A 21,549-nucleotide genomic window follows, 5' to 3' on the forward strand; every position below is an offset into this window, starting at 1 on the left:
GCAGGGCCCCCGGCTCCGCTCTGCCGCGCACAGTCCTCGGATCAGAAATTCATGAAAGAACATGACGTTCGGCCTGCCAGCATAGCGAGAGCCGCACCCCGAAAGGGTGCGGCTCTCAAGGGCCTAGCGCTGGTGCGCCGAGCTGGATTGATACCCCCGCCTCGGACGGTTCGATTCCGTCTAGGTCCACCAGCGACCTTACGGTCGCACCGACACGCTACACAAGCCGATTCCGGCGCCGGGCACGTCAGCCGGCTCGCTCGAGACAAATCGACACGCAGCAGCCCCGGCGGGGCAAGCTGGCGGCGTGCACATCGTCGGCACCGCGGGCCACGTGGACCACGGCAAGTCGACGCTGGTGCGCGCCCTCACCGGCACCGATCCTGATCGGTTGGCCGAAGAGAAAGCGCGCGGGCTCACCATCGACCTGGGGTTCGCGTTCTGCACCTTGCCGTCGGGCCGGCAGGTCAGCTTCGTGGACGTGCCCGGCCACATCAGATTCGTGAAGAACATGCTGGCCGGCGTCGGGGCGGTGGACGCTTGCCTGTTCGTCGTGGCGGCACCCGAGGGCTGGAAGCCGCAGTCGGCTGAACACCTGGCCATCCTGGAGCTGCTCGGCATCTCGCACGGCGTTGTGGTGCTCAGCCAGATCGATCTGGTGGACGACGAGCTGGCCGAGCTGGCCAGGCTGGACATTGCCGAGCACGTCGAGGGCACGTTCCTGGAGCACGCGCCGGTGATCGCCACCGACGCCATCGACGGCACCGGCCTGGACGAGCTTCGGTCGGCGCTTGACGACCTCTGCGCTGCCACGCCCACGGCTGTCGACCGCGACCGGCCCCGCCTGTGGATCGACCGGTCGTTCGCTGCGACGGGAGCCGGCCGGATCGTGACCGGCACGCTCGCGGGTGGGCCCATCTCGACCGGCGACGAGCTGCGGACCGCACCCGGCGGCCGGCCTGCCCGGGTACGGGCCATCCAGACCCAGAGCACCGCCGTCGAGCGGATTGGTCCGGGCCACCGTGTCGCGCTCAATCTCACTGGCGTCGATGCCGACGACCTGGGACGCGGCATCGCCCTGGTGCGGCCCGACCAGTGGCACCACACCCGCAGCATCGACGTGGAACTCGCTGTGCTCGATGGTGTGCGGAACGATGTGACCCGGCGAGGCGCCTATGCGCTGTATCTCGGCTCGGGCGAGTGGCCGGTGCGGCTGCGCGTGCTGGGGCCCGAACGCATCGCCCCCGGCCAGACCGGCTACGCCCGGCTGCACCTGCCGGTAGCGCTGCCGCTCGTGATGGGAGACCGCTTCGTGCTGCGGGACTTCGGGCGGGGACAGACTGTCGGCGGCGGCACGGTGCTCGATCCCGATCCCCAGCTGCGGGCCTCGGTTGCCAGGCCGGACGCCCGCCCCGAGCGCATGGTGGCCGAGCGCGGCTGGATCGAGGCGACGCAGCTCGAGCGGCTGACCGGCGAGCGGGCACAGCCGGTGCTGGGAGGCTGGGTGGCGGTGCCGGAGCTGGTCGAGGCGCTGGTCGACGATCTTCGAGACCGGATCGAACGCGCCGGCCCCCTCGGCTTGGACCTGGCCGGACTCGACGAACGCCAGCGGCTCGCGCTGGACACGCTCGACGGGATCACTGTCGAAGCCGGGCGGGCGCTTCGCGCCGATGCCGACGACGTTCTGGCCGACCATCCCGTCATCGCTGAGCTGGCAGCGGCACCCTTCTCGCCGCCGGCCCCGAGCACTGCCAGCCAGCGGGAACTGCTGGCGCTGGCAGCGCGCGGCGATCTTGTGCACGCGGACGGGATCTGGTTTGCAGCCTCCGCCATCGAGGCCGCAGCCGAGCAGATCGCCGGCCTGCTGGGTGCTCAGCCCGAGGGCATCACGGTGGCCGAGATCCGAGAAGCGCTCGGCACGACGCGCAAGTACGCGTTGCCGCTGGTGGGCTACCTGGACCGGACGGGTGTGACGCGGCGGCGGGGCGACCTGCGCATCGCCGGGCCCCGGCTGCCCGAAGTATCAGATTGAGGCGGAGAGCTCTAGCTGGCTTCGCCGCGCAAGAGCAGCATGTTGCGGCGCTCGATCTCGTTGCGCCCGCCCCAGATGCCATGCGCCTCACCGACGTCCAGCGCATGATCGAGACAATCGCTGATCACCGAGCACTGGCCGCAGATGGCCTTGGCTCGGGCTTCGCGCTCAGCTTTCTCGTCGCGCCGCTCGGTGCGGGGCGGCGGGAAGAAAACCGCCGCCTGAGGTCCTCTGCAGGCTGCCTTGTCCTGCCACTCATCGACCAGCAGAGCGCTCATGTGTCCCCCTTGTCGGAGGGGACACTAGAGCACGAGAATTCGCTTGACAAGAGGTAAACGAAACCTCATTCGGTTTCGGAAACCGTCGCATCGGCCCGTTTTCGGCGCATCTCGCGGTAGTCGACGGCCGCGCCCTCCAGCGGCTCCACCTCGAGCACCACGCCGCTCAGGCCGCTGACGCGCAGCGGCTCGCCCGCCTGCAGCGGCGTGAGGCGGTTGACTCGGGCGCGCCACTGGGCGCCATGAACCTCGACGGTCCCGTCGGGATCGACGTCGGTCACCGCCGTCCCCTCCACCCCGATCAGCCACTCCCGGCCCACGGTGGCCGTGCCATAGCGGGTCCGCACCAGCGCGGGCAGACCCGACAGCACGAACGCGCCGACGCCCACCAGGCCCACGAGCAGCGGGATCCAGCTCATCGAGTGCTGGCCGAACAGCGTCAGCGAGCCAGCGAGCACCGCCGCACCGCCCGCCACTGTCCAAAAGCGCGGCACACCCGTCTGGATGTCCACCGCGAACGCCACAAAGCCGGCCATGAGCAGTGCGAGCGCCCACAGCCGGATGTCGAGCGTGCCCAAGCCGAACGCAGCGAGCAGGCCGCACACCGCGGCGACGACGGCAGCGATGCCGATGCCGCCGGTGTAGAAGTCGAGCAGCAGCAGCGACAGCCCTGCGAGCAGCAGCAGGTAGGCCACCGCAGGGCTAGCAGCAGTATGGAATAGGCCGTCGAGCACTGGCAGCTTCACAAACGACACCACCACGTCGTCGGCCAGAGGCCGCCGGACGATGCCGTCGTCGCCGGTCACGTCTTGCGTGATCGGCGGCAGCAGGCCCGCGTCGGACATGGCAAACAGGAACTCACCGAGCACCGGCGCTGTGCTGTGGGTGAGGCCTGCACCCATCGCCGTGTCGGCGTCGTAGTGGCGGACGACGGCGCCCGAATGCAGCGCGTCGCCGTCATGGCTGTGGACGTCGCCGGGGTCGAGCCCATAGGCGCCCGTTCCGTGCACATGAACGAGATCCCTGACAGAGGTGAAGTCGCCGATGCGTCCGCCGGGCGCGATTGCGGAGAAATCGGCCGCCGTGACCAGGTGGGCGGCACCCCCCAGCGCCTGTGCGCCGCTGGGGCCGACCCAAGCGCCCACCGGCAGGTGCGCGAGGCGAACGCTGTCGAGCAGCTCGACCAGCGCAGCATCATCGAGCGTGGTGCCTGCGCTGTTGATCTGCAGCACCACGCCGATCGCATGGAGCCCGGTCGCCGTGATGAGCTGCCGCTTGATGTAGGACGCCATGATCGGGTCGATCAGCCCATGCACCTCCAGCACCACGATCTGCCGCGGGCGCTCGTCGCCGACGATGTGAGGGGTGTCCGGGTCGTGGGAGTCGTCTTCCAGGTCATCATGAGCAGATGCCGGCGCGGCGGCCAGACCCACCACGGCGGACAGCAGCAGCGTCGCGGCCACAAGACGCGTGAACCTGCGGCGGTGCTGATGTGCGTTCACCCGGGCTCCCTTGGACACAGTCGGCGCGAACTCTAGAGGTGTGCCCCGGCTTTGGCGGAACAGTGCATCACCGTAGATGCCGATGTTCGCCCCATTACGCTGCGGCCCGTGACCGACGTGCTGCTGGCCACCGATGCCGACTGGGTCGTCGAAGAGGTAGCGGCTGCGCTGTCGGCGCCCGACGTGACCTTCCGGGTGGTGCGATCGGGGCATGACGTACGGCCTGCGGTGACGGCGAGCACCCCCGACCTGGTGATCCTCGACTTCCAGATCGGCAACATGGGCGGCATGGCCACCTGCCTGGACCTGCGCCTGGAATCGGGCATGGGACGGCTGCCGCGGGTACCGGTGCTGATGCTGGCCGACCGCGAGGCCGACATCTTCCTGGCCCGGCGCTCCGACGCCGACGCGTGGCTGGTCAAGCCGCTCAACCCGCTGCAGCTGCGGCGCACCGCGCACGAGCTGTTGCAGCGGGACGCCGCCAGCACGGGCTGAGCGGGCTGGAATTCCTGTAGCGCTCCTGCGTGTCGGACCGGTAGCTTCGGCCGGAGCGATCCGCCAACGGCGGTCGCACACGGGCAGTGGCGCAGGTTGGTAGCGCGCTTCGTTCGGGACGAAGAGGTCGTGGGTTCAAATCCCGCCTGCCCGACTGGGATCGGCGAGCACGAAGTCGTGCCCGCCGCGGAGGCGGCAGGAGATTCTGCGACCAGCGATCCGGCAGGTCGCAACGTCGCCGAATCTCCTGCCGCCTCCGCAGCTCTGCCATCTGGGCGCCAATACGGGGGGTCAGCTTGATGGACAGCTACGCGGTGGGGGCCTTTCCGCTTGTCGGGTTTGTTGGGCTGGGGAATGTTGGGGGGAAGCTGGCTGGGTCTTTGTTGCGCAATGGGTTCGAGCTGGTGGTGCGCGACTTGGACCCGGAGGCGATGGCACCGTTTCTTGAAGCCGGTGCTGAGACCGCCGCTACTGGGGCTGAGCTGGCCGAACGCTGTGATGTGGTGATCACCTGCTTGCCGTCGCCTGCTGCGGTTGCTGCGGTGCTCGAGGCTGCTGACGGTGTGCTGGCCGGGTTTGCGGCGGCCGACTCATCTGGCTCGGGCCGCAAGATCTGGGCTGAGATGAGCACCACTGACCACCATGAGGTGCGCCGGCTGGGCGCCTTGGTGGAAGCGGCTGGCGGCGCTGCCATCGACTGCCCGGTGTCGGGCGGGTGCCATCGGGCCGCCACCGGGAACATCTCGATCTTCGCCGGCGGCGAGCGCGACACCTTCGAGGCGATGCTGCCGCTGCTGACCACCATGGGGCGTCGCATTCTGCACACCGGGCCGCTGGGCTCGGCCTCGATTCTCAAGGTGGTGACGAACTACTTGGCCACCGCCAACCTGGTCTCGCTGTGCGAGGCGCTGACGACATCGCAGGCGGCGGGCATGGACCTGGCCACCGCATACGAAGCCATCCGCATCAGCTCGGGCAACTCGTTCGTCCACGAGACCGAGAGCCAGGTGATTCTGAACGGCTCGCGGGACATCAACTTCACCATGGACCTGGTGTGCAAGGACATCGGCCTGTTCGCCGACATCGCCGCCGAGCACGATCTGCCGCTGGAACTGTCACCGGTGCTGGTGGACGTGTTCGCCGACGGGGCCGCCCGCTACGGCGAACGGGAGTGGTCGCCGAACATCATCCGCCGGTTGGAGGAGGCCACTGGGCGGGCTGTTACGGCTGCTGGTTTTCCGGCTGAGATTGTTGATGACGAGCCTGAGGTTGCTGGTGCCGAGGTCGTTGTGCGTCGCGGCTTATAGGTGTGCCCGGGCTGGGCGGGGGCAGGCGCACCCATGCTCAGACATGCGCAGCGCCGCCCGTAACAGGGTGGATGGGCTGTGGCGCTGCGAACTGCGCGTGGGCACCCCTGCCCCCGCCCGGCCCTCGTCCTGTCTGCGACTCTCGACCGGCGTGCTAGGCGGCGAGGGTTTCTGCGATCTGGATGGCGTTGAGGGCGGCGCCTTTTCGTAGGTTGTCGCCTACTACGAAGAGCGCTAGGCCGTGCTCGACGGTGGAATCGCGGCGGATGCGGCCTACATACGAGGGGTCGCGGCCTGCTGCCTGGAGGGGTGTGGGCACGTCGGCGAGTTCTACGCCTGGCGCCTCGGCCAGCAGCTCGGTGGCTCGCTCGGGGGAGATGGGGCGCTCGAAGCGCAGGTTCAGCGACAGCGAGTGGCCGGTGAACACCGGGACCCGCACGCAGGTGCCCGACACCGCGAGACCGGGGATGCCCAGGATCTTGCGGCTCTCGTTGCGGAGCTTCTGCTCCTCGTCGGTCTCGCCCAAGCCGTCGTCGACGAAGCTGCCGGCCTGGGCCAGCACGTTGTGCGCGATCGGGCCCGGGAACTTGTCCGGTGCCGGATGGGTGGCGGCGTCGCCGTCAAAGGTGAGAGCGGCGGCGTCGGGGTTCGTCGCGTCCAATGCCCGTTCCAGCTCGTCGACGCCGGCGAGGCCGGCGCCCGACACAGCCTGATAGGTGGCTGCCACCATCGAGGTCAGGCCGGCCTCGGCATGCAGCGGCGCCAGCACCGGCATCGCCGCCATCGTCGTGCAGTTGGGGTTGGCGATGATGCCCTTGGGTGCGTTGAACACCTCCTTGGCGTTCACCTCGGGCACCACCAGCGGGACGTCGGGATCCATGCGCCAGGCAGAGGAGTTGTCGATGACGGTCGGGCCTTGCGCGGCGACACGCTCGGAGATCGCCAGCGAGGTGGTCTTGCCTGCGGAGAACAGGGCGATATCGAGGCCGCGGTAGTCGGCCTCGGCGGCGTCCTCGACGGTGATCTCGTGGCCGTTCCAGGCGAGCTTGCGACCGGCTGAACGTGCCGATGCGAAGAGCCGCAGCTCGTCGATGGGGAAGCTTCGCTCGGCCAGGATGGCTCGCATGACGCCGCCGACCTGGCCGGTGGCTCCGACGATTCCTACTCGCATGGGTCCGAGGCTACCGACGACTGTTCTGCTGGCTCCCGTGATTTATCTGCTCCCCGGGGTGGGCAGGGGCAGCAGCACCCATGCTCAAACATGCGCAGCGCCGCCCGCTGCACGGTGGATGGGCTGTGGCGCTGCGAACTGCGCGTGGGCACTGCTGCCCCTGCCCACCCCTCGTTCAGTCGAGGCCGAAGGCGGTGTGGAGGGCGACGGTGGCTCGGTCTACGTCTGCTTCTGCTACCACGCAGGAGATGCGGATGGGCGAGGTGGAGATCATCTCGATGTTGATGTCCTGCGCCGCCAGCGTCTCGAACATGGTGGCGGCCACACCGGGGTGGCTGGCCATGCCGGCGCCGACCAGGGAGACCCGGGCGATGTCGGCATCGGTATTCGTCGACGAGAAGCCCACCGTGTCCACCATGGCTTCGCAGATGGCTGCCACCTCATCGGCGCTCTCGGCCGGAACGGTGAACGAGATGTCGGTGCGGTCGTGGTCGCCCACGTTCTGCACGATCATGTCGACGACCACCGCCGCGTCGGCGAGCGTGCGGAACACCTTGGCGGCGATGCCCGGCTCATCGCGGACGCCGACGAGCGTCACCTTGGCCTGCGATGTGTCCGGCACGATGCCGGTCACGATCGGCTTTTCCATTTCCCTCGCGTCCATGCCTGACTCCGTGTCGACGACCCATGTTCCCGGTTCCCACGTGAATGCCGAGCGCACGTGCAGGGGAACGCCGTACGTGCGGGCAACCTCGACCGAGCGGGCGGCCGGCTTGGGGCAGCCCATCGCGGTCATCTCGAGCAGTTCGTCGAACCCGATTCGTGCGATCTTGCGAGCTCGGGGACACACGCGGGGATCAGTAGTGAAGACCCCCGAGACATCGGTGTAGAGCTCGCACGCGTCGGCGCCGAGGCCGTGCGCCAGCGCGACGGCGGTGGTGTCGGACCCGCCGCGGCCCAGGAAGGTCACGTCGTTGTCGGTCGACACGCCCTGCGCTCCCGCCACGACGGCGACCCGGCCCGCTTCGAGCGACTCGGTCACCCGCTTCGGCGTCACCGACAGGATCTTGGCGTTGCGATGGTTCGTATCGGTGAGAAAGCCCGCCTGGCTGCCGGTGAACGAGTCAGCCGGTACGCCCACGTCGTGCAGCGCCATGCACATCAGCGCGATCGCCTTGCGCTCGCCCGCCGTGATCAGCATGTCCAGCTCGCGACCCGACGGATCGTCGGTGATCTGGGAGGCCAGCGCGATGAGCTCGTCGGTCTCCGAGCCCATGGCGCTGACGACGAGCACGATCTCATCGCCGCGGCTGCGGCAGTGCTTCACGTGGTCGGCAACTTCTCGCATGCGCGCCGCGCTGGCGATCGACGTTCCACCGAACTTCTGCACGACCAACGGCACGCTGGGCGAGGGTACCGGCGGGGTGAGGCGTCGGTAGTGTGACCGCCGGCACACCTCAGGGGCACTCATGAGCAGCGAGAAGCGACAGCGCCAACGCGAGAACCGCATGCGGGCAGTGGCCGCTGCCGAACGCGCCAAGAAGCGTTCGAGCACGACACGCAGGGTGCTGAGGATCGTGCTGGCGGTGGCAGCAGTGCTGATCGCGTTGTGGCTGTGGAGCGTCTTCACCGGCAACGACCCCGAGGAAAGCGACAACGGCGATGCCGCCGTGGCCGCCGACACCGAGGCCGACGACGCGACCGCGTTCGAGACCGACGAGCCGAGCGACGACGCGCCCCCGGCCACCCAAGCAGCGGCCGAGGCTGAGGCCGACGACAGCCCGGACGCGGCCACGGCACCCGATCCGACCGCCTGCCCGGCCGCCGACGGCAGCGACGGCCCGCTCAACCAGTTCCCTGCGCCGCCGCCGGTCTGCATCGACAACGAGGTGCTCTACGCCGCAGCCTTCGACACCAACATGGGCCCCTTCACGATGGTGCTCGACCCGACGCTGGACCCAGTGAGCGTCAACAACTTCATCGTCTTGGCGAGATGGGGCGCCTACGAAGGGACGCTGTTCCACCGGATCATCTCCGACTTCGTGATCCAGGGCGGCGATGTTCAACTGCAGTACGGCGCCGGCGGCCCCGGCTACCAGTTCACCGGTGGCTTCCCCCCAGCCGACGACTGGTACCGGATCGGCTCGGTGGCCATGGCCAACCGGAGCAATCCCGCAACCAACGGCTCACAGTTCTTCGTGATCACCGGCCCCCACGGCGCCGGGCTGCCGCCGCTGTACTCGCCGCTCGGCCACGTCGTCGAGGGCATGGACGTCGTCATGGAGATCGAGGGCGTCGACACCGGACCGGGCGACGAGCCGATCAGCGAGGTAGTGGTCCGCAGCGTGACGATCACCGAGGCCACGCAGGCCCAGATCGACGCCTACACCGATGCGCGCAGCTAGCTCGCGCGTGCCGCCGGGCCCAACGCAGCGAAGCGATCAGGCGTAGGCTCGCTTCGATGCAGCGCCAGTCAGAAGACGGCCCTACGGAGCCGCCCTCATCGGGATGGTCATTCCCGCCCGCGTCGACAGCCGACGAGAACGGTCTCGTCGGGGCGGGAGCCGACCTCGAAGCGGGCACGCTGCTCGGCGCATACCGCTCAGGCCTGTTTCCCATGCCGCTCGGCGACACCGTCGGCTGGTGGTCGCCGGACCCGCGCGGCATCCTGCCGCTCAGCTACCTGCGGGTCAGCCGCTCGCTGCGCAAGGCCTGCCGCCGCTTCGACATCCGCATCGACACCGCTTTCGAACAGGTGCTGGAGTCCTGCGCCGATCCCGCCCGGCCGCACGGCTGGATCAGCGACGACATGCACAACGCCTACCTGCAGCTCCATGAACTCGGGTGGGCACACAGCGTGGAGACCTGGCTGGACGATGAGCTGGTGGGCGGCCTCTACGGGGTGGCGGTAGGTGCGTTCTTCGCCGGCGAGTCGATGTTCCACACCGAGAGCGACGCCTCCAAGGTGGCGCTGGTGGCACTGGTGGATGCGCTCAAGGTGACCGGCGGCGCACTGTTGGACGTGCAGTGGTCCACACCGCACCTGGCCGGGCTCGGTGCCGTCGAGATCGAGCGCGCGGCCTACCTGGAGCTGCTGGCCGAAGCCATCACCCGGCCGCTGCCTGAGATCTGGCTGCGCCCGATGGTCTTCCGCATGCTCGAAGGCTAAGAGGCTGAGCCGAATGGCGAAGCCGTGGCCCGAGCGGCCCGTGAGCGAAGCGAACAAGAGCGCGAAACAATTGCCGACGCCGCGGAAAGATGCGCCAGGACGTTCGCGGCCGTGGCTGATGCGCACCTACTCGGGGCATTCCACCGCCCGGGCGTCCAATGAGCTGTACCGGTCGATGCTGGCCAAGGGCCAGACGGGGCTGTCGGTGGCGTTCGACCTGCCCACTCAGACCGGCTACGACCCTGACCACCCGATGGCGCAAGGCGAAGTCGGCAAGGTCGGCGTGCCCGTCACCCACCTGGGTCACATGGCCGAGCTCATGGACGGCATCCCGCCCGATGCCATGAACACGTCCATGACCATCAACGCCACCGCGCCGTGGCTGCTGAGCCTCTACATCGCCAACGCACAGAACGCCGGGGTGGCGGCGGGGGCACTGCGGGGCACCACCCAGAACGACATCGTGAAGGAGTACCTGAGCCGGGGCACCTACATCTACAGCCCCGAGGCCAGCCGCCGCCTCACGGTCGACGTCGTGGCGTACTGCTCGGCCCACCTGCCGCAGTGGAACCCGATCAACGTGTGCAGCTACCACCTGCAGGAAGCCGGCGCGACACCCACCCAGGAGATCGCCTACGCGCTGGCGACCGCGATCGACGTGCTGGACGCCGTGCGCGACAGCGGCAAGGTGCCGGCCGAGCGCTTCGACGCCACGGTGGGCAGCATCTCGTTCTTCGTGAACGGCGGCATCCGGTTCATCGAGGAGGTTTGCAAGGTGCGGGCCTTCACCCAGATGTGGGACCAGATCTGCGCCGAGCGCTACGGCGTGGCCGACCCCAGGCTGCGGCGCTTCCGCTATGGCGTGCAGGTGAACTCGCTGGGATTGACCGAAGCGCAGCCTGAGAACAACGTGGCCCGGATCACGCTCGAAGCCCTCGGCGTGACGCTGTCGCAGCGGGCACGCACCCGCTCGCTGCAGCTGCCCGCCTGGAACGAGGCGCTGGGGCTGCCGCGGCCCTGGGACCAGCAGTGGTCGCTGCGGATCCAGCAGGTGCTGGCCCACGAGACCGACCTGCTGGAGTACGGCGACATCTTCGACGGCTCGGTGGTGGTCGAGGGTCGCACGGCCGAACTGGTGGAGGCAGCACAGGCTGAGCTCGACGACGTGCTCGAGATGGGCGGCGCCTTCGCCGCGATCGCGGAGCTGAAGCGGCGCCTGGTGGCCAGCCACACCGAGCGGGTGCGCCAGATCGAGAGCAGCGAGATGACCGTGGTGGGGGTGAACGAGTTCACCGAAACGGCACCGTCGCCGCTGGAGGGCGACGAGTCGATCCTGCGAGTGGATCCCGAGGTGGAGGCCGGACTGGTCGCCGACCTCGAGCGCTGGCGGGCCGCACGCGACTCGAACCGGGTGGTCGCCGCCCTGGACGACCTGCGGGTGGCCGCCTCCGGCGAGGTGAACATCATGGGGCCGAGCATCGAGGCGGCCCATGCCGGGGTGACGACCGGCGAGTGGGCCGAGGCGCTGCGCGAGGTGTTCGGCGAGTTCCGTGCGCCCACCGGCCTCGGGGCAACAGGCGCCGCCGGTGCTGGGGGCGCCCGATCACGAGGCCCGGGACTGGCCTCGGTTGCACAGCGATGTGCGGCGATGGCGGGCGGGCCGCCCCGGGTGCTGGTCGCCAAGCCCGGCCTGGACGGTCATTCCAACGGCGCTGAACAGGTGGCGGTCGCCGCCCGCGACGCCGGCATGGAAGTGGTGTACGAGGGCATCCGCCTCACACCCGCCCACATTGCCGCGGCAGCCCGTGACGAGGACGTGGACGTGGTGGGCCTGTCGATCCTGTCGGGCTCGCACCTCGAACTCGTGCCCGAGGTGCTGTCGTGTCTGGAAGCCGAAGGCGTGAGCGCCCCCGTGGTGGTCGGCGGCATCATCCCGCCCGCAGATCATCAGTTCTTGCGCGATGCCGGCGTGACCGCCGTCTACACCCCGAAGGACTTCGAGCTGTCCGCGATCATGGCCGATATCGCAGCATTGGCCGAGCAGGCTCGCTCGACCTGACAGCAGCGAGGTTCGCCGCCTGATGAGCAACGTCGCTGAGGTCACGAAACGATCTCGACGGTTCAAGTGGCTGATACCTGCCTTCCTGGTGCTGTACCTCGCGATGATCCCGCTCAATTCCGTCCTGGAAACCGAGCACGTCGAGGTCTTCCCCTTCTTCAAGTGGAAGCTCTTCACCCACATTCCCGACTGGGAGACGTTCGAGTACGCCTTGGTCATCGACGCGATCGACGGGGAGACGCCCGCAGAGACCCGCTATCTGATTCCGAGCGAGGACGTCCGGGACTGGAAGGCGCTGCGTCGCGTCGCGATCGCATGCGAGAAGGATCGAGGCTGCGATGAGAACGTGACGGAAGTGCTGGATCCGATCATTCGGCGAGCGCTCGGCGAGCGAAGCGTCGATTTCAGCATCATCAGAGCAGACGTCGATCTGCACGATGTGCAGGACAACATCGTCGACTTCGTCGACGGACGGCTGGCCAGGACCGACTTCTTCCGACCCAGCAAAGTGATCGTCCGTTGGAACACCCACACGGGCCGCACCGACACCCTGATGGACAGCGGCTGAGCGATGGCACCCGAAGCCGTCGCAGACCAGTCTCCACCCGTCGAGGTGCCGAGACGCAGCTCGGCGGGCACTTCAGTGCGGATCCGACGCCTCCTGCGACAGATCCGCAAGTCGATTCTCGGCGCTGGCGTCGGGGAGCCTCGAACGCCCGCTGAATTGACGCGCAGCGCGAGTGAAGTGGTGCTGCTGAGCCGCTTCTACTACCTGTTCCTCGCCTTCATGGTCGGCACCTCCCGCTACCCGTTCGGGGACGCCTACTCCGGCGGTCCCCCAACAGCGCCGCTGTGGCCGATCAGACTCCTCGAGCAGCTTGCCGGGACAGCCTGGCTGCGGCACGAGCTTGCGCTGATGGCGGCAGGCCTGCTGTTCGCGCTCGGGGCTGCAGCCTCCCCAAGGCTCTTCATCCTGCGGTTCGGCGCCTTCCTGCACCTCATGCTGCACGTCGCTATCCGCAACTCGTACGGCTCCATCAACCACGGCGTGCATGTCCTGCTGCTGGTCGGCTTCGCACTCCTGTTCCTGCCGGGCCGCCAAAGCGACCTGCGCGCCGGGCGGAGCAACGTGCGTGCGTGCCTGACGACCCTGTGGCTGGCGCAGAGCGTCATCTTGCTGACGTACACCTTGTCGGGCGTCTGGAAGATCTGGTACGGCCGGCTTGAGCTGTTCTCGTCCGATGCCTTGACGCGCATCCTGCTGGACCGATCGCTCGCCGAAGCCGATGAATCGCCGATGCTGCTGCCGTTCGTGGCGCAGCGCGACTGGCTGGGCCAATCGATGTGGTGGCTGACGCTCTACATCGAGATCTTTGCGCTGCTCGTCGTGTTCCGGCCCCACCTGCATCGGCCGATCGGCGCAGTGCTGATGATGTTCCACATCACGAGCAACCTGCTCATGGGCATCACCTTCAACCTCAACATCGTCATGGTGGGCCTGTTCTTGTTGCTGTCGCCGCTGGCGCCCGCCCGGTTCTCGCTGTCGGGGACCGTGCGGTCGCTGCCGATCGTGGGCATTCCGTTCCGCCTCATGAAACGCCGGCAGCAGTCACAGCAGCCCCGACACACCGAACGGGTCTGGCTCGTGTACGACGGCGAATGCCCGATGTGCAACAACTACGCCCAATATCTGCGGCTGCAGCAGTCGGTCGGCGAGTTCGTGCTGGTTGACGCGCGCCAGGGCGGCCCGATCGTCGACGAGGTGCGGGGGCTGCCGCACGATCTCAACGACGGGATGGTGGTGAAGATCGGCGACCGGTTCTTCGTGGGGCACGAGGCGCTGCGCGTGCTCGCGCTGCTGGCTGAGGATCGTGGGGCGTTCAGCAAGTTCAACCGGTTGGCGTTCAGGTCGCCGCTGATCGCTCGTCTTACGTACCCGCTGATGCGGGGTGGGCGGTGGGTGTTGTTGAAGCTGAAGGGTGTGGAGCGGATCGATTCCTAGGCCTTGGGCCAGGGGTCGTCTGGGTCAGGGTTGGCGAGGCAGTTGTTGTCGGCGCCTTCGTCGCGGCCGGTCCAGCGGACTTGGCCTGGGGTGGCGCTGAGGCGGGCTATTACGTTCTGCTGAACGAGTCCGTCTACTTCGACGAAGGACTCGCGGGCGATGGTGTGGGGATCGGTGGCGAGCTGGCTCATGTCGAGGACTGGTGCTGCGGCTGCCTGGGCGTTGTCGAATGCTGCTACTGCCTCGTCGAGCGTGCGTTGTGACACCCAGTCGGCCATTGCTTCGTCGAGCTCGGCTCGGTGGGCCATGCGGCCTTCGAAGGTGGTGAAGCGCTCGTCGTCGCCGATGCCGATCATCTCCATGACACGGGCGGCCACCGAGTCGGTGGAGGTGCTGACTGCCAGCCAGCCGCCGTCGGATGCCTGGTAGGTGCCGCGGGGGACGCTGTAGGGGATGCCTGCGCCGAGGCGGGGCTGCAGGTAGCCCTCGCTGTGCCAGGCGGTCATCAGCGGGCCCATGGCCTGGGACATCGACTCGAGCAGGTTGACGTCGACCACTTGGCCGACGCCGCTGCGCAGGGCCACCATGGCGGCGAACGCTCCGGCGAGGCCAGCGATCTCGTCGGTGAGCGCAACCGGCGGCAGCAGCGGTGCGCCGCCGGCCTCGCCGTTCATGGAGGCGAAACCGCTCATGGCCTCGGCCAGCGTGGCGAAGCCGGGGCGGTCGCGGTACGGGCCGTCCTGGCCGAAGCCGGTCAGGCGCACGATGACGAGCCGCGGGTTGGCGTCGATCAGCTCGCTCGGCTCCAGGCCGAGCGCTTCGAGCTTGCCGGGCCGGAAGTTCTCCACCAGCACGTCGGCGACAGCTAGCAGCCGCCGCAGCAGTGCCACGTCGCCGGCGTGCTTGAGGTCGAGCGTGACACAGCGCTTGTTGCGGTTGACCAGGCGCCACCACAGGGTCTCGCCTTGCGCGTCGCGCCAGCCCATGTTGCGGACGGTGTCGCCGCCGGGGCGTTCCACCTTGATGACATCGGCGCCGAAGTCGGCCAGGTAGCGGGCGCAGTGCGGCCCGGCGAACACCGATGAGAGATCCACGACTCGCAGGCCGTCGAGCGGCATGGCTGCGGCGGGATTCGGGCCAGCGGGCACGGCTAGCGGTAGCGGACGGCGGGCCAGGAGGTGGGAGCTTGCCAGGGACGGCCGCTGAAGCGCCACTTGCTGGACCGGACCGCATGCGGGTCGGCCGGGGCGGGACGGGGCCACAGCAGTTCGAGCGCCGTGACGATGGCGGCGGCCTCTTCCGCAGTCGCCGCAGGACTGATGGCCACGTGCGACGCGTCGATCACGGGTGCGGTCACCGGTCGCCCACTCGTTCCATGGGCGCTACAGCGGCACGTTGCCGTGCTTGCGGCGCGGCAACTCCTCGCGCTTGGCGCCGATCATGTCGAACGCGGCAATGACCTTCTGGCGGGTCTCGGCCGGGTCGATGACCGCATCCACGATGCCGCGCTCGGCTGCGATGTAGGGGTTGGCGTACTTGCGGCTGTACTCGTCGACCAGTGCCGCCTTGCGGGCCTCGGGGTCGGCGGCCTGCTGCAGCTCGCGCCGGTTCAGAATCTCGACCGCTCCCTGCGGCCCCATCACCGCGAGCTCAGCCGTGGGCCAGGCGAAGCTGACGTCGCAGCCGACCGACTTGGAGTCCATGACGACGTAGGCGCCGCCGTAGGCCTTGCGGGTGATCACCTGCACCCGCGGCACGGTGGCTTCGCAGTAGGCGTAGAGCAGCTTGGCGCCGTGGCGGATGATGCCGCCGTGCTCCTGGTCGACGCCGGGCAGGAAGCCGGGCACGTCCACGAACGTCAGCAGCGGGATGTTGAAGGCATCGCAGAACCGCACGAAGCGGGCCGCCTTCTCGGACGACTCGATGTCGAGCACGCCGGCCATCACCATCGGCTGGTTGCCCACAACGCCCACCGAGCGGCCGTTGAGGCGTGCGAAGCCGCACACGATGGAGCCCGCCCACGCGGCGTGGTACTCGAAGAACTCGCCGTCGTCGACGACCTCGCCGATCACCTGCTTCATGTCGTAGGGCACGTTGGGGCTCTGCGGCATTAGGTCGCGCAGCGTCGGACACCAGCGATCGGGCTCGTCGGCGGCCTCGGTGACCGGCGGTGCATCCAGGTTGTTCGAGGGCAGGAACGACAGCAGGTAGCGCACGTCGTCGAGCACGGCCTTCTCATCGGCAGCGACGAACGTGGCCACGCCCGACTTGGTGCTGTGGGAGCCGGCCCCACCGAGCTCCTCGAGCGTCACGTCCTCGCCGGTGACCGTCTTCACCACGTCGGGCCCGGTGATGAACATGTGGCTGGAGTCGCGCACCATGAAGATGAAGTCGGTCATGGCGGGCGAGTAGACGGCGCCGCCGGCGCACGGGCCCATGATGACGCTGATCTGCGGGATGACGCCCGAGGCCAGCACGTTGCGCCGGAAGATGCCGCCGTAGCCCGCCAGCGAGACCACGCCCTCCTGGATGCGGGCGCCGGCGCCGTCGTTCAGGCCGATGATCGGCGCGCCGACCGACTCGGCGAGGTCCATGACCTTGTGGGTCTTCTCGGCGAACACCTCGCCGAGGGCGCCGCCGAACACGGTGAAGTCCTGGCTGGCCACGAAGACCTTGCGGCCGTCGATGTTGCCCCAGCCGGTGATGATGCCGTCGGTGTAGGGGCGCTCGTCGAGGCCGACATCGTGGGCCCGGTGGCGGGCCAGCATGTCGAGCTCGTGGAACGTGCCCTCGTCGAACAGGTACTCGATGCGCTCGCGGGCCAGCATCTTGCCCTTGTCGTGCTGGCGCTGGACTGCCCGCTCCGGGCCGGCGTTGCGCGCCTCTTCCCGGCGACGGGCCAGCTCTTCCAGCCGTTCGTCCATCGTCGGCTCAGACATTCAGCAGAGCCTACGAGAGCCAGCTGTGGTGTAGCTCAGCGGACAGGGGCGTGAGGGTGAGCCTAAGCTCCCCTCATGGAACTGGGGCCTGTGCATCACGTTTCGATCAACTGCGCCGACGTTGACGCTGCGGCGCCGTTTTATACCGACATCCTGGGCATGAAGCTGCTGGATCGGCCCGATTTCGGGTTCAACGGGCGGTGGCTGCAGACGCCGGGCGGCGGCGAGGTGCACCTGATCGAGGTGGCCGACTGGGTGCCGCCCAAGGGCCAGCACTGGGCGTTCAGGGTGGACGACATCGACGCCACCGTGGCCGAGCTGCGTGACGCCGGCGTGAAGGTCAAAGACCCGGTGCCGCTGCCGGGAACGACCGCCCGCCAGACGTTCTTCTTCGACCCGGCCGGCAACATGATCGAGCTGAACCAGCCCGCCTGAGACCGGCGCCGCGACAATCCAGCGTCGCCTCTGCTAGAGGTCAGCGCGGTAGGCCGCGAGGTTCATCACCCGCTCGAACAGCGGGCCGGCGCCGATCTGCTCGCAGAGGTCTTCGAACCCGCTGTGCGGTCCGCGCCAGGCCAACTCGTCGACGCCGTCTGACACCGGCGCATCGGTGCGCACCGTGGCGATGCGGCGGAACAGCAGCGCGAGGTCGCGCTCGGCATCCAAGGTGGCAGCAAGGCCTGCGGCACCGCGCACCTTCACTGCCCAATCGTCCGCTGAGACCGGGATGTCCTCGATGTGGCCGTAGTGCGACAGCATCACCGACGTCGATTTGGCGCCCCAGCCCTTCAGGCCCGGAAAGCCGTCAGCGCTGTCGCCGACCAGGCCCAGGTAGTCAGGTATGGATTCGGGCCGCACGCCGAACTTGGCCTCGACGCCGGCGGTGTCGATGATCTCGTCGGCGCGGCGGTCCCACTGCACCACCTTGCCGCCGACGCACTGGCCCAAGTCCTTGTCGGGCGTGCAGATGAACACCTGCCGGACACGGTCGTCGTCTGCAGCCATCGCCGCGCCGGCTGCCATGCCGTCATCGGCTTCGAACTCCACCATCGGCCACACCGCCACGCCCAGCAGTCCCAGCGCCTCCTCGGTCGGATGGAACTGCGACAGCAGGTCGGGCTCGATGCCCGAGCCGTCCTTGTAGCCGGGCCACAGATCGTTGCGGAACGACTCCACGACATGGTCGGTGGCCACAGCCACGTGCGTGGCACCGCCTTCCAGCAGCATCACGATGTTGCCCAGCACGCCCCGCAGCGCCCCTACCTCGCTGCCGTCGGACGCCTTGCGGCCGGGCACCGCGAAGAAGTGGCGGAACAGCTCGTAGGTGCCGTCGATCAGGTGAACGTCGACCTGTCCGCCGGTCGGCGGCGCGCCCGCTGATCCCTCCATTGCCGCGACCCTAGAAGGCCGCCGCACAGGGCACTGCCGCGGCAGGCCGCTCTAGAGTTGGCGCGGCCGATCCGCCAGGAGACATCTCCGGCGGGGCACCGCACACCACGGCGACCACCGCGTACGACAACCCATGACCCTGAGGGGACGACATGAAGGTTCCGTTTACTGTTTCCGACTTCCTGTACCGGGCTGAGAACGTCTACCCGGACCGGGTGGCGCTGGCCGACGAGCCCGAGGCGCCCGGCGGCGGGCTCGGTGAGATCACCTACGCCCAGTTCGGCGAGCTGGTGCGGGCCCAGGCAGCCAAGCTGGACCAGCTCGGCATCGGGCACGGCGAGCGGGTGGCGATGGTGTCGCAGAACGCCGGCCGGCTGATGACGTCGTTCTACGGCGTGTCGGGCTACGGCCGCATCTTCGTGCCGATCAACTTCCGCCTCAGCCACGACGAGATCAGTTACATCATCGATCACTGCGGCGCCACGATGCTGCTGGTGGACCCGTCCATGGAGGACACCTGCAAGGACATCGACGTCGAGCACTTCGTGGTGATGGGCACCGACGCCGACGACCAGATGTACGCGCCGGGCGTGGAGCCCGCCCCCTGGACGCCCGACGAGGATGTCACCGCCACCATCAACTACACCTCGGGCACGACTGCCCGCCCCAAGGGGGTGCAGCAGACCCACCGGGCGCTGTGGGTGAACGCCACCACGTTCGGCTGGCACTCGGGCGTCAGCGACCGCGACGTCTACCTGCACACGCTGCCGATGTTCCACTGCAACGGCTGGGGCATGCCCTACGCGGTGACCGGCATGGGCGGCAAGCACGTGGTGCAGCGTGAGGTGCGCGGTCCCGAGATTTTGAAGCGCATCGAGCACCACGGCGTGACGCTGATGTGCGGCGCTCCCGCCGTGGTGGCCGCTGTGCTGGACGCAGCCTCCGAGTGGGAGGGGCCCATACCCGGCAACGGGCGGGTGCGGATGGTGGTAGCGGGCGCCCCGCCCCCCACGCGCACCATCGCCCGGATGGAGACCGAGCTGGGCTGGGAGTTCATCCAGATCTACGGCCTCACCGAAACGGCGCCGCTGCTCACCATGAATCGCTGCCGGCCCGAGTGGGACGACTTCGAACCAGACGAGAAGGCCCGCAAGCTGAGCCGGGCGGGTGCGCCGGCGATCGGCGTGAAGATCGACGTGGACAACCAGGGCGAGATCCTGGCCCGGGCGAACGTCGTGCTGGAGGGCTATTGGGAGCAGCCCGAAGCCACGTCGGAGGCGATCGTCGACGGCTGGTTCCACACCGGCGACGGCGGCTCGATGGACGACGAGCACCACGTCACGATCTCGGACCGCAAGAAGGACGTGATCATCTCGGGCGGTGAGAACGTGTCGTCGATCGAGGTGGAGGACGTGCTGTTCAGCCACCCAGCAGTGACCGAGGTGGCAGTGATCGGCGTTCCCGACGAGAAGTGGGGCGAGACCATCAAGGCCCTCGTGGTCGTGGATGCCGCAGCCGACGCCGTGACCGACCGCGACCTCATCGACTTCTGCCGGGACAAGATGGCGCACTTCAAATGCCCCACCAGCGTCGAGTTCCGTGAGGAGCTGGCCCGCACCGCCACCGGCAAGCTGCAGAAGTTCAAGCTCCGTGCGCCCTACTGGGAAGGCATGGAGAAGCAGATCAACTAGAGGGGTTCGACGCCGCCTTCTGAGCGGCGGCGCTCCACGAAGTCGGTGAGCTCGGCGCGGATGGCGTCGTCCATCGGCGGCTCTTCGTAGTCGGCGAGCAGCTGCTTCCAGATGCGATTCGCCCGCTGGGTGGCATCGAGGGCCCCGTCCTCGTGCCACGTCTCGAAGTTGCGCCAGTCCGACAGCATCGGCTCGTAGAAGGCGCTGTCGTAGCGCTCCAGCGTGTGCGCGGCACCGAAGAAATGGTTGGCAGGTCCGACCTCGGCGATGGCATCGACCGCGAGCGAGGCATCGTCGATGACGGTGGGCTGCAGCATCGCCCGGATCATCTGGATCATCTCGGCGTCGATGATCACCTTCTCGTACGAGGCGCACAGCCCGCCCTCGATCCAGCCGAGACCGTGCAGCACGTAGTTGATGCCGCCGACGACGCACGCCCACAGCGACATCTGCGACTCGTAGGCGGACTGCACATCGGGAGCATTGGAGGCGTTCGCGTTCGAAGCACGCAGCGGCAAGCCGTAGCGGCGGGCCAGCTGCCCGCTGATGATCGTGGCTTTGGCGTACTCGGGCGTGCCGAACGCCGGCGCGCCCGAGCGCATGTCGACATTCGACGTGAAGCTGCCGTACACGACGGGAACCCCCGGGTTCACGAGCTGCGACAGCGTGATGCCGGCGAGCGCCTCGGCGTTCTGCAAGGTGAGCGCACCGGCGATGGTGACGGGTGCCATGGCACCCGCCAGCGTGAACGGCGTGTACACGACCGGCTGGCCGTGGCGGGCCAGCTCGATGGCGCCTTCCAGCATCGGTGCGTCGTACACGAGCGGCGAGTTGGCGTTGACAACCGTGTGAATGGACGGCTCGCGCAGCAGCGTGTCGTGGTCGATGCCGCGGGCGATGCGGGCGATCTCGATGGCGTCGCTGACGCGGGTGCGGCCCAGCGAGTAGCAGAACCCTGGTTTGGTGGACAGCGTGTACATCGCGGAGACCGCGTCCAGGTGGCGGGTGCGCACGTCGAGGTCGATGGGCTCGACGGAGTGACCGGTGCACGTGTCTGCGGCGTCGAGCGCCTGCTGCAGGCGCAGCATGTTGCAGTAGTCGACGTAGTTGCCGGAGACCCTGCCGCGGTCCAGGTCGGACACGTTCGGCGGGCTGCCGACCATGCCGAACACCACCCAATCGGCGCCGAAGTTGACGCTGTTGGCCGGGTCGCGCGCATGCAAGGTGAACTGCGACGGTGCCAGCGCGACCTGCTCGGTGACCATCTCGGGCGGCAGCCGCACCCGCACGCCGTCGTCAGAGCTCGCACCGGCCTCGCACAGGATCTGCACCGCCTCGGGCAGCAGGAAGTTCATGCCGATCTCGGACAGCACTCTCAGCGACGACTCGTGGATGCGCTCCACCTCGTCGGCGCTGATGAGCTCGAGCGGCGTGAACGTGTTGCGTGCCTGCTGTCGAGGCGCCGCCGGGGCCGCGGCGGCATCCCGACGTTTACGACCTCGACGCGTCACTGCA

Annotated in this window: 19 protein-coding genes and 2 tRNA genes; 12 read left to right on the top strand and 9 right to left on the bottom strand. The window is 68.4% G+C overall.

The window, feature by feature from the left end:
* The first annotated feature begins 119 nt into the window (after positions 1–119).
* Positions 120–192, top strand: a tRNA-OTHER gene (locus ACOGXE_RS07905).
* Between the two features lie 115 nt (positions 193–307).
* Positions 308–2,032, top strand: coding sequence for a selenocysteine-specific translation elongation factor (gene selB / locus ACOGXE_RS07910; RefSeq protein WP_419933397.1), 1,725 nt, complete (start codon positions 308–310; stop codon positions 2,030–2,032).
* An 11-nt stretch (positions 2,033–2,043) separates the two neighbouring features.
* On the opposite strand, the gene ACOGXE_RS07915 is transcribed toward selB, so the two are convergent.
* Positions 2,044–2,310 carry a WhiB family transcriptional regulator gene (locus ACOGXE_RS07915; RefSeq protein ID WP_419933398.1) on the bottom strand — a complete coding sequence of 89 codons (267 nt, stop codon included), beginning with the start codon at positions 2,308–2,310 and terminating at the stop codon, positions 2,044–2,046.
* A gap of 65 nt (positions 2,311–2,375) precedes the next feature.
* On the bottom strand, positions 2,376–3,812 hold the full coding sequence (locus tag ACOGXE_RS07920) for an NfeD family protein (RefSeq protein WP_419933399.1): 1,437 nt from the start codon (positions 3,810–3,812) through the stop codon (positions 2,376–2,378).
* 108 nt (positions 3,813–3,920) lie between these two features.
* Between ACOGXE_RS07920 and ACOGXE_RS07925 the strand changes: the two genes are divergently transcribed.
* The 3 genes from ACOGXE_RS07925 to ACOGXE_RS07935 all read left to right on the top strand — a co-directional run bounded on the left by ACOGXE_RS07925 (position 3,921) and on the right by ACOGXE_RS07935 (position 5,614).
* Positions 3,921–4,307 (top strand): response regulator, encoded by a 387-nt coding sequence (locus ACOGXE_RS07925; RefSeq protein ID WP_419933400.1) that lies wholly within the window; start codon positions 3,921–3,923, stop codon positions 4,305–4,307.
* An 80-nt stretch (positions 4,308–4,387) separates the two neighbouring features.
* Positions 4,388–4,461, top strand: a tRNA-Pro gene (locus ACOGXE_RS07930).
* Positions 4,462–4,606: 145 nt separating this feature from the next.
* Complete coding sequence (locus ACOGXE_RS07935) at positions 4,607–5,614, top strand: NAD(P)-dependent oxidoreductase (RefSeq protein WP_419933401.1); 1,008 nt, start codon at positions 4,607–4,609, stop codon at positions 5,612–5,614.
* A 154-nt stretch (positions 5,615–5,768) separates the two neighbouring features.
* Here ACOGXE_RS07935 and ACOGXE_RS07940 read toward each other — a convergent pair whose 3' ends face one another.
* Entirely contained in the window at positions 5,769–6,785 is a 1,017-nt protein-coding gene (locus ACOGXE_RS07940; RefSeq protein ID WP_419933402.1) for an aspartate-semialdehyde dehydrogenase, read from the bottom strand.
* Positions 6,786–6,960: 175 nt separating this feature from the next.
* A complete protein-coding gene (locus ACOGXE_RS07945) occupies positions 6,961–8,187 on the bottom strand; it encodes an aspartate kinase (protein WP_419933403.1) in 1,227 nt (408 codons plus the stop codon).
* Between the two features lie 67 nt (positions 8,188–8,254).
* On the opposite strand from ACOGXE_RS07945, the gene ACOGXE_RS07950 reads away from it, so the two are divergent.
* The 5 genes from ACOGXE_RS07950 to ACOGXE_RS07970 are packed head-to-tail and all read left to right on the top strand — an operon-like array spanning position 8,255 to position 14,015.
* Complete coding sequence (locus ACOGXE_RS07950; protein WP_419933404.1) at positions 8,255–9,190, top strand: peptidylprolyl isomerase; 936 nt, start codon at positions 8,255–8,257, stop codon at positions 9,188–9,190.
* A 56-nt stretch (positions 9,191–9,246) separates the two neighbouring features.
* Complete coding sequence (gene aat / locus ACOGXE_RS07955; RefSeq protein ID WP_419933405.1) at positions 9,247–9,954, top strand: leucyl/phenylalanyl-tRNA--protein transferase; 708 nt, start codon at positions 9,247–9,249, stop codon at positions 9,952–9,954.
* A 13-nt stretch (positions 9,955–9,967) separates the two neighbouring features.
* Positions 9,968–12,013, top strand: a complete 2,046-nt coding sequence (locus tag ACOGXE_RS07960) for a methylmalonyl-CoA mutase family protein (protein WP_419933406.1) — start codon at positions 9,968–9,970, stop codon at positions 12,011–12,013.
* 22 nt (positions 12,014–12,035) lie between these two features.
* The gene (locus ACOGXE_RS07965) at positions 12,036–12,581 is read left to right on the top strand and encodes a hypothetical protein (protein ID WP_419933407.1); all 546 of its coding nucleotides are present in this window, start codon (positions 12,036–12,038) and stop codon (positions 12,579–12,581) included.
* A gap of 3 nt (positions 12,582–12,584) precedes the next feature.
* Entirely contained in the window at positions 12,585–14,015 is a 1,431-nt protein-coding gene (locus tag ACOGXE_RS07970; protein WP_419933408.1) for a DCC1-like thiol-disulfide oxidoreductase family protein, read from the top strand.
* On the opposite strand, the gene ACOGXE_RS07975 is transcribed toward ACOGXE_RS07970, so the two are convergent.
* The 3 genes from ACOGXE_RS07975 to ACOGXE_RS07985 are packed head-to-tail and all read right to left on the bottom strand — an operon-like array spanning position 14,012 to position 16,954.
* Positions 14,012–15,163: a CaiB/BaiF CoA transferase family protein gene (locus ACOGXE_RS07975; RefSeq protein WP_419933409.1), complete on the bottom strand. Its 1,152-nt coding sequence runs from the start codon at positions 15,161–15,163 to the stop codon at positions 14,012–14,014. The genes ACOGXE_RS07970 and ACOGXE_RS07975 overlap by 4 nt on opposite strands.
* Positions 15,164–15,165: 2 nt before the next feature.
* On the bottom strand, positions 15,166–15,372 hold the full coding sequence (locus tag ACOGXE_RS07980) for a hypothetical protein (RefSeq protein WP_419933410.1): 207 nt from the start codon (positions 15,370–15,372) through the stop codon (positions 15,166–15,168).
* A gap of 25 nt (positions 15,373–15,397) precedes the next feature.
* Complete coding sequence (locus ACOGXE_RS07985; RefSeq protein WP_419933411.1) at positions 15,398–16,954, bottom strand: acyl-CoA carboxylase subunit beta; 1,557 nt, start codon at positions 16,952–16,954, stop codon at positions 15,398–15,400.
* 75 nt (positions 16,955–17,029) lie between these two features.
* Between ACOGXE_RS07985 and ACOGXE_RS07990 the strand changes: the two genes are divergently transcribed.
* On the top strand, positions 17,030–17,389 hold the full coding sequence (locus ACOGXE_RS07990; RefSeq protein WP_419933412.1) for a VOC family protein: 360 nt from the start codon (positions 17,030–17,032) through the stop codon (positions 17,387–17,389).
* Positions 17,390–17,422: 33 nt separating this feature from the next.
* On the opposite strand, the gene ACOGXE_RS07995 is transcribed toward ACOGXE_RS07990, so the two are convergent.
* On the bottom strand, positions 17,423–18,343 hold the full coding sequence (locus ACOGXE_RS07995) for a 5'-3' exonuclease (RefSeq protein WP_419933413.1): 921 nt from the start codon (positions 18,341–18,343) through the stop codon (positions 17,423–17,425).
* A 152-nt stretch (positions 18,344–18,495) separates the two neighbouring features.
* On the opposite strand from ACOGXE_RS07995, the gene ACOGXE_RS08000 reads away from it, so the two are divergent.
* On the top strand, positions 18,496–20,034 hold the full coding sequence (locus ACOGXE_RS08000; protein WP_419933414.1) for an AMP-binding protein: 1,539 nt from the start codon (positions 18,496–18,498) through the stop codon (positions 20,032–20,034).
* Here the strand turns inward: ACOGXE_RS08000 and ACOGXE_RS08005 are convergent.
* Positions 20,031–21,545: a trimethylamine methyltransferase family protein gene (locus tag ACOGXE_RS08005; RefSeq protein WP_419933415.1), complete on the bottom strand. Its 1,515-nt coding sequence runs from the start codon at positions 21,543–21,545 to the stop codon at positions 20,031–20,033. The two genes, ACOGXE_RS08000 and ACOGXE_RS08005, sit on opposite strands and share 4 nt — an antisense overlap.
* Positions 21,546–21,549: the final 4 nt, after the last annotated feature.

It is taken from the genome of Candidatus Poriferisodalis sp. (genome assembly GCF_965208555.1).
In the GTDB taxonomy this organism is placed as follows: Bacteria; Actinomycetota; Acidimicrobiia; order Acidimicrobiales; family Poriferisodalaceae; genus Poriferisodalis.

Bases quoted from the DNA above. Each gene is read 5' to 3' on its own strand.
- ACOGXE_RS07915 (WP_419933398.1), bottom strand. From the start codon at position 2,310: ATGAGCGCTCTGCTGGTCGATGAGTGGCAGGACAAGGCAGCCTGCAGA.
- ACOGXE_RS07935 (WP_419933401.1), top strand. From the start codon at position 4,607: ATGGACAGCTACGCGGTGGGGGCCTTTCCGCTTGTCGGGTTTGTTGGG.
- ACOGXE_RS07940 (WP_419933402.1), bottom strand. From the start codon at position 6,785: ATGCGAGTAGGAATCGTCGGAGCCACCGGCCAGGTCGGCGGCGTCATG.
- ACOGXE_RS07950 (WP_419933404.1), top strand. From the start codon at position 8,255: ATGAGCAGCGAGAAGCGACAGCGCCAACGCGAGAACCGCATGCGGGCA.
- aat (WP_419933405.1), top strand. From the start codon at position 9,247: ATGCAGCGCCAGTCAGAAGACGGCCCTACGGAGCCGCCCTCATCGGGA.
- ACOGXE_RS07960 (WP_419933406.1), top strand. From the start codon at position 9,968: ATGGCGAAGCCGTGGCCCGAGCGGCCCGTGAGCGAAGCGAACAAGAGC.
- ACOGXE_RS07965 (WP_419933407.1), top strand. From the start codon at position 12,036: ATGAGCAACGTCGCTGAGGTCACGAAACGATCTCGACGGTTCAAGTGG.
- ACOGXE_RS07970 (WP_419933408.1), top strand. From the start codon at position 12,585: ATGGCACCCGAAGCCGTCGCAGACCAGTCTCCACCCGTCGAGGTGCCG.
- ACOGXE_RS07985 (WP_419933411.1), bottom strand. From the start codon at position 16,954: ATGTCTGAGCCGACGATGGACGAACGGCTGGAAGAGCTGGCCCGTCGC.
- ACOGXE_RS07990 (WP_419933412.1), top strand. From the start codon at position 17,030: ATGGAACTGGGGCCTGTGCATCACGTTTCGATCAACTGCGCCGACGTT.
- ACOGXE_RS07995 (WP_419933413.1), bottom strand. From the start codon at position 18,343: ATGGAGGGATCAGCGGGCGCGCCGCCGACCGGCGGACAGGTCGACGTT.
- ACOGXE_RS08000 (WP_419933414.1), top strand. From the start codon at position 18,496: ATGAAGGTTCCGTTTACTGTTTCCGACTTCCTGTACCGGGCTGAGAAC.